Below are 12,767 nucleotides of genomic sequence, written 5' to 3'. Positions count from 1 at the left end.
CAGCCAAGACCGGCGGCCCTGCCGCTCCCCCTCCCTCACAGACCGCTAATTCAATTATTTCTGCTCGCTGTAGGCAGCCTTGCGTTCATCCAGAATGGCCTGTCCGCCGCTCGACATGTAGTCCTTCAGCATACTCTCATAGGTGACTTCGAATTCGCCTGGGGAGACCATTGTAGATTTGACCATCAACTGCTTGATTTTATCGCTAAGTGTCGTGCCGTATTTGCTCTCTGCCTCAATCGGACGGCTGGTGAACACCGGCTCAATCGGGTTAGTGGTGGAAATCGTCAGTGATTTCGCGATGATGTCCTGATACTGGGTGCGGAAGCTCTTCACGAAGGCTTCATTATTCTTCTCCTGGCTCTCAAAAATCCGTCCGTTCGCGATAATCCCGATATCCCCGCCGCCTGACAGCTTGTTGGAGGATTCGACAGACATATCCGGAATGGAGACCGGCACGCCGCCTTCCAGCGTGTAATGCTCGCCTTCAATCCCGTTCTGGATATATTGCAGGTGGCCATCTGTAGCCATCCAGTCCAGATACTTAATAGCTTCCACCGCATGCTTGCTGGACTTCGGAATCATAATGTACATTCCGTTCGGAGCAGATACCGGCTTAGCCGTCTTTCCCTCGCTGTTCGTGAACGGATCAATGGCGCTCAGTACAGCCTTCGGGTTATTCTTCGTCATAACATCATAAGCACCGTCAGGGTAGAAGATCGCATCGTTATCATCGCTGAATGCGCCCACAAGCCCGTTCCCGATATTCTGCGTAAGGGTCTCTTTATTCTCGTCCAGGGCAAAATCCTTGCTGATCAGCCCTTCGTTATACAGCTTGTTCATATATTGAATGGCATCCTTGAATCCAGGCAGCAGAATCGGGTAGTCGCGGGAGCTCAGGTTCTGTGTAAGCTCGAAGCGCTCCTGCTCACTGACCGGCTTAATGAAGGACCAGACCAGCGAATCATACTGCGCCGCAGCAATCGTCATGCCCAGCGGAATCACCTTGCCGCCGGTTTCACCCGGATCTTTGGTCTTGAAGGCGGTCAGTGTATTGTACAGCTCCTCTGAGGTAGCCGGAACGGGAAGCCCCAGCTTATCCAGCCAGTCTTGACGGATGAAGGAAGCATATTTACCTACGGTAGAACGTTTGGCGGGAATGCTATACTGGACGCCATCGTATTGACCGTAGCGCAGAGTATCCTCGCCAAGGAACTTGGTCAGGTTCTGGCCGTGTTCCTTCAGCAGCGGAGTCAGATCCGTCAGCCCGCCCTGCTCGGCATATTTATTGAAAGTCCCGGAGTCATAGGTGAAGACGATATCAGGAACATCGGTTCCGCTGGCCATCAGGACATTAAGCTTGGTCACTTCTTCCGAGCGGGGGATAGGGACGAATTCCACATCGATATTGTTCGCCTTACCGAAATTCTCTTTCACATAATTGGTGAGGAAATTGTCGGATGCCGTAACACCGGCCGGCGCATTGCCACGGTCAAAAATTTCAATCTTCAAGCTGCCGGCTGGTGCTTCACCGTTGCCGCTTGCTTCATTAGAATCTTTAGACGAGCATGCAGACAATACCATGGATGACATAAGAACCGCTGAGAGACCGAGCGCCAACTTTCTTTTACCGTTATCATTTGTCATATTTCCTGTCACCTATCCCTTTCGATTTCTGATTTCAATCAGCCTGTTGTCTCTGTATGATGCTTACGGCTTGACCATGTGATGAATTATTACATCGTTTGCGGAATTCGACAATATACATGTTTCTTATTGAATTTTCATGAAAAAACCAATGAAATCGCAGCATTTTTCATTCCTAATATACAATTATCGTAGAAATCCTTCACGAAAATTGTATCCACAAACCTAAATACCTAACTTATATATAACTTATTATGTTATGTATTTGTCATCCATTGCCCCATATCTCCCCCAGCAATTAAAAAAAGCGCAAACCCGGAATCAGCGGAAGCCGGATTTACGCAGTGCCTATTCATCTTTATGGAGCTTTAATTTGCGGTAATCCCCCGGGGTCATGCCCGTAATCCGTTTGAAGACCCGTCCGAAGGTAATGGAATTAGCATATCCAATCTGCAGAGCAATATCCTGTATGCTCTCTGAAGTCGTATCCAGCAGTTCCTTGGCCTTCATCAGCCGCAGCTCTGCGAGAAAGTCCACGAACTTCATATTGAACTCTTCCTTGAACAGGTAGCTGGCGTATTTCGCAGAGATCTGGAACCGTTCGCTCAGATGATTCAAGGAGAGATCAGGATTCGCATAATGCTCTTCAATATAATGCTTAACCTCGGTAATCATTACCCGGTGGCTCTTCAGCTCATTGACCGACACATAGACATGGTAGGTTTCATTCAGCCAGCCGGTCAGCAGCTCCCGGATCTCTTCAAGATCGGTACTGCCCCGGATGCGTTCCCGCAGACCGCCGGTCCATGCTGCCGCAAGCTGACGGTCCAGCGTCTCCGCTATGCCCTTAAGCTCCTGCTCCAGCGCCTGAAGCAGCACTTCCAGCAGCATATAGATCTCTTCGTCTTTCAGGCGGTCCTTGCGGAAGGAATCGAAGATTTCGTCCAGCCGGATTCGCCAGTTCTCGCCCGATAGGCGGAATTCACGGACAAGCTGGGTGAAGCTTCCGAAGTATTTGTAGCTCTGTAGTCCGGATTCGTCCTGCTGATCCATCTGCACTGCCGCAATCTCTGTCCCCAAGGCCAGCCTGTGACTCAGTACCTCAGCCGCAGCCGCGTAAGAATTCCGGATCTCCCGCCAGTCCCGGACGACCGTACCCACTCCGAAGGTCAGAGATACCCGCAGATTATCCATAATCCAGCGGTGGCAGTCTCTTGCCAGCTCCAGCATCGTATCGCTGTCATCCTTCACCGGCTGGAACCGGAGGCCAATAATCATCCCCAGCCGCTCCCCGCTTATCCATTCGGCCCAAGCCTGAAGCTGCTTATCTGCCATCAGGTCCCCCAGTACATTGGTTAAGGCGAATTTCAGCAGGTTCTGATCCTGAGCAGGCAGCGCACGCCAGTCCTTCTCCCGGTTCAGCTCGGCTGCGAATACAACGAAGGCTTCGAACTCCCTAGTGCCCTCAAAAGGGTCCAGCGACTCCAGCCGCTCTGCCGCATCCTCCAGCCGCTGCCCGCTGAGGAAATCCTGGAACAGCTCCCGTCGCTGAATGACCAGATTCTCGTAGCGTTCCCGCTCATAGTCGGTAGTGATCTGCACCAGCCGGTCCAGTGCGTTATGCATCAGGGCCAGCTCATCGGAAGCCACAGCAGGCGCGGCATGCTGGGCCGCAGGCTGGAGTCCTTGAATCCGCACCATCAGTTGATGGATAGGCCGGTAATTCCGCCGGGTGATGTAGATGATATACACTACGCCCAGCGCAATCGTCAGCAGCCCGAGAATGAAACAGACGTAGGAGATCACCGAGATCCAGTCGAATAAGCGCCCGGCCCGCAGCCCGCTCTCGAAGGTCCAGCCGAGATCCTTCGCCTCGACCTTCGAGAGCGTTCTGTTATTCCCGCCGTCTGCGGCTGGAGCAGAATCATAGACCGGTGTCCCCGAGACATCCTTGATCCGCAGGAAGGACAGGTCTCCACTCGTCAAGCTGTCCACCAGACGCTGTATGCGGTACACACTGACATTAATAACAATATAACCGTCGGAGCCCCAAGGAATCGGCAGCCTGCTGGCCAGGCTGATCACCGGCCGTAAGTCCTGAGAGTTCCTGGGCTGAACCATCCGTACAGCGCTCCACCCCTGCTGCTGCTTATTCGCGGAGAGGCGCTGCAAATATTCTGCCTCCAGCCCCTGGCCCTGTCCCGGATTCACGTATCCGCTCTGGCCCAGCATCAGCTTGTCCTTGTTACGGTAGACATAGATTGAATCAATGAGGCTGAAGCGTTCAGATAGACGGTTCATACTCTGCACAATTTCATATGAGCTGCCTGCCGGTGATTCCGTACCGGAGGGCGCATCCAAGAAGTCATTATAAGAATAGTTATTTCCGATCTCCTGCAGCACCCCCAGCTCTATATCATTCAAGGTCCGCTCCACCGTATCCGCCACATAGCTGGTGGATATGTAATTAGCCTTCTGCGTCTCGCTGCGGGACAGCTCCGTAATGACCATGAAGGCCAGGAAGATTAGAACAGTGACTACAAGCAGGAAGACAGGGAAGTATGAGAATAGCATCCGACTATACCAACTGCGCTTCATAGAGCTTCCCCCTTCTTCTTATTCAGACTGCTGCTGCCTATGTGAAATGGTCTTGACTCTGTACAGCAGCAATGCACCTAACGCGGCGCTCACCGTACAGGAGAAATACATCAGCCCCGGGCCGCCGGTCTCCAGCAGATACCCGTTCAGCAGGTTACCGGCAATGCCGCCAAGACCGACAAACACCATATTGAACAGGCTTTGTCCTGTGGCTTGCAGCTCTTTGCCCGTAATAGAGGCCACATATTCCACAGCTGCAATGTAAAAGAAACCAAACGACATGCCGTGCAGTGTCTGGACACCTATCATAACACCGGGAACAGGAATGAGCCATTGGATCGCCCAGCGGAGCATGTAGACAACGGAGGCCAGCATCAATGTTTTCTCATAGCCATACTTCTTCAGGACTCTTGCGGCCACGAGCATTGCCGGAACGCTGGTAATGGAAGCAATCATCAGGGCGATGCCTGACCATGCGAAGCTCCCGCCCGCCATCTGGAAGGTCAGGACAAAGAAAGAGTTGAAGGCCGTAAGTGTCTGGTTCACCAGAAAACAGCCGGCGAGAAACAGCAGAAAGACCCGGTTGCCCAGCAGCTGCCTGATTCCGCTGGTGAAGGTTACATGCTGCGTCTGCCGCTCCACATTCACCGGGATGGTAATCACGAGCAGAAGGGCAAGCAGGTTGAAGATCAGGAAGGGAATCCATAGCTCTGCAACTCCCATCCAGTTCAGATACAGTCCGCCGAAATACCCTCCCAGCGCTGTGCCGATACTGCCGAACAGGCGGATGGTGCCAAACGAGGTACCTGCGGCTGAAGCTGCATTCACTGCATAAGAGTCGGCAATCGGCGTCTGGGTACTCTGAAAAATCGTATACAAGCTGTATACAAGTACAATGACGACAAGCCATTTTACATTGTAGAGATAGACTATGGTGCCGGGAACAATCAGGGTAAGCATCAGTACCAGTCTTGTTCGTTGATAGCGGTCCACCAAAATTCCCCATAACGGCTGAAACAGAATCGCCAGCAAGGTGCCGAATGCCATCATCACTCCAATTCTCTGGCTCGTCATGCCCTGATGAACCAGAAGGGAGGTGACATACGGGTTGAAGCTGCCCCCGGCCAGACCTGTGAACAGATACAGCCCGCGCATCTTCAGCAGGACCTCGCTCTCCTTGCTGCCTACAGAGAATCTCATTATACTTGTTCCGCGTCTCATATTCATACCCTCAATTCTGCCCGGTTCCTGCGTTCAGCCTGCTTCGGGCCGCGGCCGCAGCACCTATCGCTCCCGCCTGATTACCAAGCACCGCCTGCCGGATCAATAAAGATTGTTCAGGTGTATACCGGCTGACCCGCGCTGCAACCTCCTGCACATAGCCCGGGTTCTTCTCCACGACACCACCGCCCAGAATCACCAGCTCCAGATCCAGCGTAATCGCAATATTCTTGACCGCCGCCGCCATCTGTTCATACGCATGATCCAGCAGCGCAAGTGCGGTCTCATCCTGCTGCTGCGCCGCTGCAAATACATGCTCCGCCCGGACCGCATCGCCCTGCGCCAGCTCCCGGATCAATGAACTGCTATTATTCCCGTGCAGCCTAGCCGCTGCTTTCGCCCCGATACCCGTGCCGGATACCTCCATCTCAAACGGGCCAAACTCACTGTACTCCGGATCGGCAGCAGCATGAACCGCTCCCGGCTCAACGATGAGATAGCCGATCTCACCCGCAGCGAAGCTGGCTCCCCGGTAGAGCTGGCCGTTCAGGAACAAGGCGCTGCCCACCCCCGTGCCGACCGTGATCATAATGAAATGCTCAGACCCGGCAGCCGAGCCTGCTGCATACTCGCCCATAGCCGCCATATTCACATCATTGTCCAGCACCACCAGTCCGGGATAATAAGCTGCAATTACCGGACGGATATCCGCGGTTGCAGGCCAATTGAGCGCCGGTGCGCTAGTCAATGTACCCGTGCGCTCATTCATGACTCCCGGGAACCCGATGCCTACTCCCTTCAGAGAAGCGAGCTTAGTACCGTTACGCTTGCATAGCTGCTCCAGTTCGGCGAATAACCAGCGGAAGAACACCCCCGGCTCCCGGCTCAGCTGCGTCTCCACCTTGTACTGTTCAAGCACCGTTCCTTCTTCATCCGTCAGGCATAGCAGTGTTTTGGTTCCGCCCACATCAATTCCGGCAGTTAACATATTCATCTAGGATTCCCCCGTCATTCTATTTAATATAAGCTTATACTTCTCATGCCCGCATCTCACGAAAAGCCAATTGGACCGCGGTCTGCACCGCTCCAAGCACCACATCCTTGTCCCCGTGGCTGGACGCAGCCAGCCGGGGCTTCCGGTGAAGCCCGCCCAGCCGGGATTCCAGCCTCTCCAGCAGGATCTCCCCATGGCTGCCCAGTTCGCCTCCAAGGACCACTGTCGTTGGAGCCATCACGGTACAAATACTGCCTACCGCCTCTGCAAGCAGATTGCAATAGGCCTCGATAATAGCAAGTGCAAGAGGCTCACCTCTGCGCACTTCATCCCATATCTGCTCCACCGGTCCTCCCGGTATGGACAGCAGATACGCTGAATCACCTGAACTTGTGTGTTCTTTTGCCATCCGGTTAGCCAGCTGCCTTAATCCGTCTGTAGATAGTACATCCTCCAGCCTGCCCGCGCTCAGCATCAGATTGGCTAGTTCCCCTGCACCGCCGCCAAGCCCCCGGTAGATCTCCCCGTGGATAATGAAGCCGCCCCCGGTTCCTGCGCCTATGGAGAAGTACAGGAGAGAGCCGCTTGCCTCCATCCCCGAAGAGGTATACTCTGCCAGCGCCGCGAGGTTGACATCATTCTCCGTCACGACAGGCACGGGGAACAGCTGGGCCAGATTAGTCCTTGCGAGCACCCCTTCACACCCGCGCAGCGGGGCAACCAGGTCAGATACGCTGCCATCTGCCGGGTCCACTACGCCTGGAATCCCGAAGGCCGCGGCCCGCAGCTTCTCCCGGGAGATCCCGGAATCCGCAAGCAGTCCCTCTATGCTCTGCACCAGAAAGTCGTGACACACCGCCTCTGTCAGCCCGCTCTCCGGCATAGACAGCTGCTTGTAATAGCAGATTTCTCCGCTCATATCCGCAAGCGCTATCCGCAGGCTGCTTCCTCCCACCTCTGCCCCTAGGGTATAGAAGCATTTCGGGTTGAATTCCACTAGAGTCGCTTTACGGCCCTGAGTGTTCTCCGCTCTGCCGGTCTCTCTGACCAGTCCGCGTTCTATAAGATGAGCAATGGCTGAGGATACCGTAGGCTTGCTTAGGCCGGTATACCGGCTAAGATCCGCTCTGGATTGCGGTCCGCCGCCGATGATCCGGTCCAGAATCAGAAATTCATTCAGATTGCGCATGACCTTGGGGGTCCCGGCCGTTTGAATTTTCACGATTCATACTCCGTTCTATACATAGTTAATTAAGTTTACTAACTTAATATACAGTCTAATATACAATCTTTCGGGTGATTTATCCAGACCCTATCACCCCATAAAATGCAAAATCCCCGATCCTCCTGCGGACCGGGAATGCGTGCCAGGCTAATTCAGCATTTTCTCCATATGCAGCACTTTGTGGAAGCCGGCCTGCGAGGAGAATAACCGGGTATTCTGCACCTTGAAGGTCCGGAAGCCCACCCGCTCATACAGCTTCTTCGCCAGCGGATTGGTATCGACAACCTCCAGCAGCACCTTACTGCGGTCCGCCTCCCGGGACCACGCGAAGACAGCCTCCAGCAGCCGGGTTCCGATTCCCAGCCCTCTGGCCTGCTCAGACACAACAAGCGGATCAATATGCACTGCATTTGAGGGGGTATTGCCATGAAGCAGGCGGAAGATGCCATAAGCTGCATAGCGCCAAGCGCCGCCGAGCAGCCCGAAGGTCTGCCTAAGTGAACGGTAATTCAGTGTCATGAAGAAGCCAACGCCCGTCTCCAGACCGGCAAAGCCTACGACCCTTCCTTCATACACCGCATACAGGGCCTTGTCATAATGCAGACAGCGGCTCAGCACGTCCACAATCTCCTGCTCTTTACGGGAGAAGATCCATATTCCGCTGAATTTCAAGGTAAAAGCCTGATAAAACAGCCTGGCGACTTCGCGTTTCTGTTCCTCATCCAAGCGGCTCACGATCTCTACTTGCAGTGTTGACATACAAATTCCTCCTTATTGTTCCGTTCCAGATTCTACCGTCTTGGTGAACGTGCCCTCTTCACGGTTACCTGCCGTCCCCATGCCCTGTTCCGCTGAAGCCTTGGAGGACTGTAGTAACCAGCAGCTTCGGAGCATCATTCTTCGCAAGATTACCCTTCTGAAACTCCTGCCAGGCAACGAACAACAGATTATACATGACCGTTATGATCCAGTGGGCGGTCATTCCGGTATTCAGCAGACCGCGTGCCTGCCAGCCCTCCACCGCTTCCCGCAGCGGCTGCTTGATCCGTGCTTCCTCGGCTACAATATGCGGATTCTCGTCCACGGAGGCGGCGCTGCTGAGAAAAGACACCTTACCACCCAAGGGAATCAGCACCTCGAACACTTCCGTCAGGAATGGGAGCATATCGTGCTCCTCTGCGGTAACGCCTCCAAGCGCTTCTTCCACCAGCCCGATCGCATTCAGCGCCAGCGCATCCAGCAGCAGCTCTCTGGTGGAGAAATAACGGTGCAGCGTCGCAATGCCGATCCCTGCGTGATCCGCGATCTCCTGTAGAGTAGCCGTCGGCTTGAGCGCCAGCAGCTCCGTCGATGCATCCAGAATGGCCTTCCGTTTGTTATCTTTAACACTAGTTTTCATGAATATAGGCCTGCCTCTGCTGTAGGATGAGTGATAGTTTTGTCAACTTAATGATACTAAATTAATTAAAATGATATGTCTATCTATCATTTTAGTTTATTTTATACCGGGAGGTTGGTGGTGTCAAACTTCCAATGCGCGTTAGCCAAAGGTTAACTGTAATTCATACAACTAAAATGAACAATTCAGGCTCTATGGGCGGTTTAATGCAGTTAACTCAGCTTATCCGGGTTTTAGGCTACTTTTAGCTGTACGGAATACAATTAAACTGACTCCTGGAAAAAGAAGGGGAGACGGCAACCTCCCGTCTCCCCCATATTCCTTTTATTTGATCTTGCGAGCACTACTTTCGCCCACCTTACCTTACCCCGCATTCCATCCGCAGCACATGGAACGACTTCGGCTCCAGTGTATAAACCATCCGGCTTGCGGTCTCAATCGGCACACGCTTAGGCGCGATGTTGCGCGGAGCCTCAATCGAGTTCACTTCCGTCTCCTCGCCCTGCATCACATAGGCTTCGCCGCTTCCGGTCAAGGACAGCGCAGTCTCCAGCTCCACCTGAACGGTACGGTCCTGCGTGTTCACCAGCTTCACATAAAGGATCTGCTGCTCCTCATCATAAGATACAGTGTAAGGAATCTCCTCCTGGTCATGTACCGTCTGCAGTACCTTCGTTCCCATCAGCGTACTGTACAGTTGCTGCACATAGTAGCTTGGCGTGCCGTAGCTGTTCTCACCATCGAACCAGATCATGTCCGGCGACCACTGGGCGTAGCCAAGTCTGGCGAACAACGGTGCATAAGAGGCCAGCACGACGATATCAGCGTTGCGCTCAAGGCCCGTCAGGAATGCGGCTTCGGCCAGCGCAGCGCCCCAGCTGTTGAAGTGCGGCGAATTCATCCCGTTGCCATAATGGCCTGCGTACTCCCCGGCGAATACCTTGATATCCCGCGGATACTTATCATAGAAATGCACATTCTCGCACAGCCATTCCGGCTTCACATAATAATGCTCATCGACCGCATAGACGAAATTCGGATTGCCCGCAGCACGCTTCCGGTAATATTCCCACGCCCGGGTGTAGTTATCTGAGCTGACATCCGGCCCGGCAGAGCCGATTAGCTGCACAGCCGGGTACGCTGCATGAATCGCCTGCTCGAACAGATCGTACCTGGTGAAAAAGTCCGCATGCTCCGTCTCCCACTGTTCATTGCCGATCCCGATCATCTCCAGACCAAATGGTTCCGGGTGCCCCATCTCACTCCGCAGTCGTCCCCACGGTGAATCCACCGGTCCGTTGGCGAATTCCAGCAAGTCCAGCGCATCCTGGATATACTCCTGGAAATCATCATCATGTACGCCCACATGCTCAGTAGACTGGAACTGGCAGGCCAGCCCGACATTCAGCACCGGAATCGGCCGCGCTCCCAGGTATTCACACAGCAGAAAATACTCATAGAACCCGATTCCCAGGCTCTGATTATAATGGCTGTACTCGCTCGTGTACTGATTCTCTTCATTATTCCCGTGCAGCGCCCAGCGGCTGCTGTTATTCTTGCGTTGTTCGGCGGCGCCCACACTCCGCTTCCATTGGTAACGGTTCTCCAGGTTATAGCCCTCAACAATACATCCACCCGGGAAGCGCAGGAAGCCCGGCTTCATCTCTTCCAGCAGCCCGACCAGATCCCGGCGGAACAGACCCAGCGCCGCATCGGAGGGAATCATGGAAATAAAGTCGAAGCAGACCGTGCCCGGCGCATCCAACCGGATGACGAAATCCCCATACGATACAGCCTCATTGCTGCTAAGCTGCGCCGTATAGCGTGTCCACTCTTCCCCTACCGCTGAGGTGATGACAGCCTGCGCCATAACTGTACCGCTTGTCTCAACTGAAACTTCAATGCCCCCTGCGTACCCCTCCGCTCTGGCATAGAAGGATACCTCATACGTAAGTCCCGGCTTCAGAGACACACCATCATAGGCCTTATTGGTAAAAGCGTTCTGCGTCTCCCCGGCGGTAAACGCCAGATAATGGGGATTGACCTCATTCTGCGGATGCTCCGTCTCAATCTTCAGGGTGGCCCCGCTGGCTTCTGCCGGATATGCTGTCCAGCCATAGAGACCGTCATGGCTCTCGCTGTAGCTCCCCCTGTCGCCCTGCGCCTTCATGAATTCAAAGGAACGGTTCTCAATCATCTCGGCATGCAGCCCGCCGTCCAGCCCGTAGTTGATATCCTCGAAGAAGAGCCCTATCATCCCCTTGGTGATCGGCACACCGGATTTATCTGTGATTTGTAGTTTCATTTATAAGACCTCACTTAGAAAAGAGTAATAAAAAACTAAACGCACTTAAAGAGTTTGACTGGAAGCGCTATCGTCACTGCGGTGAACATTTGGACTTCCGGTCGCTGCCCTTCTGCAGATTTCTTGATTGTATACCGCTGTTCGCGGTGGAAATCCGCAGACAAAGGCGAACGCTGCCGCTCCTCCAGTTCCAAATTCCCCCTCCGTTTCTTTACGCTTTTTGCTAAATCTCTTAAGTGCTTCTTATTATTAGCCGCCTACAAATATGAAATAACCTCAGACGTAATGCTGCTGTCGTAACGGTCGGAGATGCCGAAGTCCATCTTTTTATACGTCCACGCGGCCCGCCCGATCTTGTACTGCTCGAACACTCCATGCACATCCCGGTACCAGTTCACCACGCCCTGCGACGGGGCTTGTTCAATGACTCCATATTCCCCGCAGTACAGATACACATTCCGCTCCGCTGCCACATCGATGGCGTTCTGAATCAAGCTGGTCATGTACGCCGGACCCATCTCTTGGATACCTTCGGCATGAAGCCCGGAGCCAAAAGCACCAATGGCCGCCGAAGTGCTGCGGTAGTTCGCAAGGTCACCCGGATACTCCATACTGCTCTTAGGCATCTGTTCCACCCAAGCCGCACGCTGGTGTGTGAACAGGAACGGCTCATAGAAGTGGAACGTGTACACGATATTCTCGTCATAGGGCTGATCGAGCAGCTCCAGCGTATGCACACTGTTCCACTGGATACCACCGATAACGATTTTGGTCTCCGGGGCGTGCTTGCGTATCTCGGCAATTGTCCGGTGGGCCAGTGCGTTCCAGCGGCTGCTGTCCTGCTCCACAATCTCATTCAACAATTCAAAAGCCACAGTATCCTTATAACTGGCATACCGGCTGGCAATTGCCTTCCACAGATTCAGGAACCGCTCCTGGAGCGCCGGATCATCGAACAGGGAATTCTCGGCCACGCTGTTGAAGGAGAAGCCGGGCGTTTTATGCAGATCAATAATGAGATTCAGCCCATGGGCAGCACACCAGCGGATGCAATTGTCGATATGCTTGAAACCGGCGTAAGTTTCAGCATTCCCCGTATCCTCTATCACTTCATAATCCACAGGAAGCCGGACATGGTCCAGACCCCAGGAGGCAATCGTCTCGATATCCTTCTCCGTAATGAAGCTCTCATAATGGGCATGCTGATACGGACACTGGGACAGCCAGCCTCCAAGATTCACCCCTCTGGTATAACCCGTCCATTCTTTCATCACGATCATCCTCTCCGGCCTCAGCCTGCATTGTAAGCTCTTACTGCTACCTGTCTTAAGCATAGATAAACCCTGGCCGCAGAACAATTACACATCGTGCGTAAGTA

Annotated in this window: 9 protein-coding genes; all 9 read right to left on the bottom strand. The window is 53.7% G+C overall.

All coding sequences use genetic code 11. The annotated features are described in order from the left end of the window. Nucleotides 1–54: 54 nt before the first annotated feature. Nucleotides 55–1,647, bottom strand: coding sequence for an extracellular solute-binding protein (locus NST04_RS12945; protein ID WP_341184559.1), 1,593 nt, complete (start codon nucleotides 1,645–1,647; stop codon nucleotides 55–57). A 348-nt stretch (nucleotides 1,648–1,995) separates the two neighbouring features. Further along, nucleotides 1,996–4,245: a helix-turn-helix domain-containing protein gene (locus NST04_RS12940; protein ID WP_341184558.1), complete on the bottom strand. Its 2,250-nt coding sequence runs from the start codon at nucleotides 4,243–4,245 to the stop codon at nucleotides 1,996–1,998. Nucleotides 4,246–4,263: 18 nt separating this feature from the next. Then, a complete protein-coding gene (locus NST04_RS12935; protein WP_341184557.1) occupies nucleotides 4,264–5,445 on the bottom strand; it encodes an MFS transporter in 1,182 nt (393 codons plus the stop codon). A 31-nt stretch (nucleotides 5,446–5,476) separates the two neighbouring features. Then, nucleotides 5,477–6,460 (bottom strand): ROK family protein, encoded by a 984-nt coding sequence (locus NST04_RS12930; RefSeq protein WP_341184556.1) that lies wholly within the window; start codon nucleotides 6,458–6,460, stop codon nucleotides 5,477–5,479. Between the two features lie 43 nt (nucleotides 6,461–6,503). Next, the gene (locus NST04_RS12925; protein ID WP_341184555.1) at nucleotides 6,504–7,682 is read right to left on the bottom strand and encodes an ROK family transcriptional regulator; all 1,179 of its coding nucleotides are present in this window, start codon (nucleotides 7,680–7,682) and stop codon (nucleotides 6,504–6,506) included. Nucleotides 7,683–7,832: 150 nt separating this feature from the next. After that, nucleotides 7,833–8,444, bottom strand: a complete 612-nt coding sequence (locus tag NST04_RS12920) for a GNAT family N-acetyltransferase (protein WP_341184554.1) — start codon at nucleotides 8,442–8,444, stop codon at nucleotides 7,833–7,835. A 64-nt stretch (nucleotides 8,445–8,508) separates the two neighbouring features. Next, entirely contained in the window at nucleotides 8,509–9,084 is a 576-nt protein-coding gene (locus NST04_RS12915; RefSeq protein WP_341184553.1) for a TetR/AcrR family transcriptional regulator, read from the bottom strand. 358 nt (nucleotides 9,085–9,442) lie between these two features. Further along, nucleotides 9,443–11,389: an alpha-L-arabinofuranosidase C-terminal domain-containing protein gene (locus NST04_RS12910; protein ID WP_341184552.1), complete on the bottom strand. Its 1,947-nt coding sequence runs from the start codon at nucleotides 11,387–11,389 to the stop codon at nucleotides 9,443–9,445. A gap of 257 nt (nucleotides 11,390–11,646) precedes the next feature. Continuing rightward, entirely contained in the window at nucleotides 11,647–12,660 is a 1,014-nt protein-coding gene (locus NST04_RS12905; RefSeq protein ID WP_341185238.1) for a glycoside hydrolase family 5 protein, read from the bottom strand. Nucleotides 12,661–12,767 lie beyond the last annotated feature (107 nt).

This window comes from Paenibacillus sp. FSL H7-0756, assembly GCF_038006765.1.
Classification (GTDB): Bacteria; Bacillota; Bacilli; order Paenibacillales; family Paenibacillaceae; genus Paenibacillus_AQ.
The sequence above is the reverse complement of the archived record's forward strand: the minus strand, read 5'-3'. Positions and strand labels throughout refer to the sequence as shown.

Coding starts and splice junctions, on each gene's coding strand:
- NST04_RS12940 (WP_341184558.1), bottom strand. CDS start 4,245: ATGAAGCGCAGTTGGTATAGTCGGATGCTATTCTCATACTTCCCTGTC.
- NST04_RS12910 (WP_341184552.1), bottom strand. CDS start 11,389: ATGAAACTACAAATCACAGATAAATCCGGTGTGCCGATCACCAAGGGG.
- NST04_RS12905 (WP_341185238.1), bottom strand. CDS start 12,660: ATGAAAGAATGGACGGGTTATACCAGAGGGGTGAATCTTGGAGGCTGG.
- NST04_RS12930 (WP_341184556.1), bottom strand. CDS start 6,460: ATGAATATGTTAACTGCCGGAATTGATGTGGGCGGAACCAAAACACTG.
- NST04_RS12935 (WP_341184557.1), bottom strand. CDS start 5,445: ATGAGATTCTCTGTAGGCAGCAAGGAGAGCGAGGTCCTGCTGAAGATG.
- NST04_RS12915 (WP_341184553.1), bottom strand. CDS start 9,084: ATGAAAACTAGTGTTAAAGATAACAAACGGAAGGCCATTCTGGATGCA.
- NST04_RS12945 (WP_341184559.1), bottom strand. CDS start 1,647: ATGACAAATGATAACGGTAAAAGAAAGTTGGCGCTCGGTCTCTCAGCG.
- NST04_RS12920 (WP_341184554.1), bottom strand. CDS start 8,444: ATGTCAACACTGCAAGTAGAGATCGTGAGCCGCTTGGATGAGGAACAG.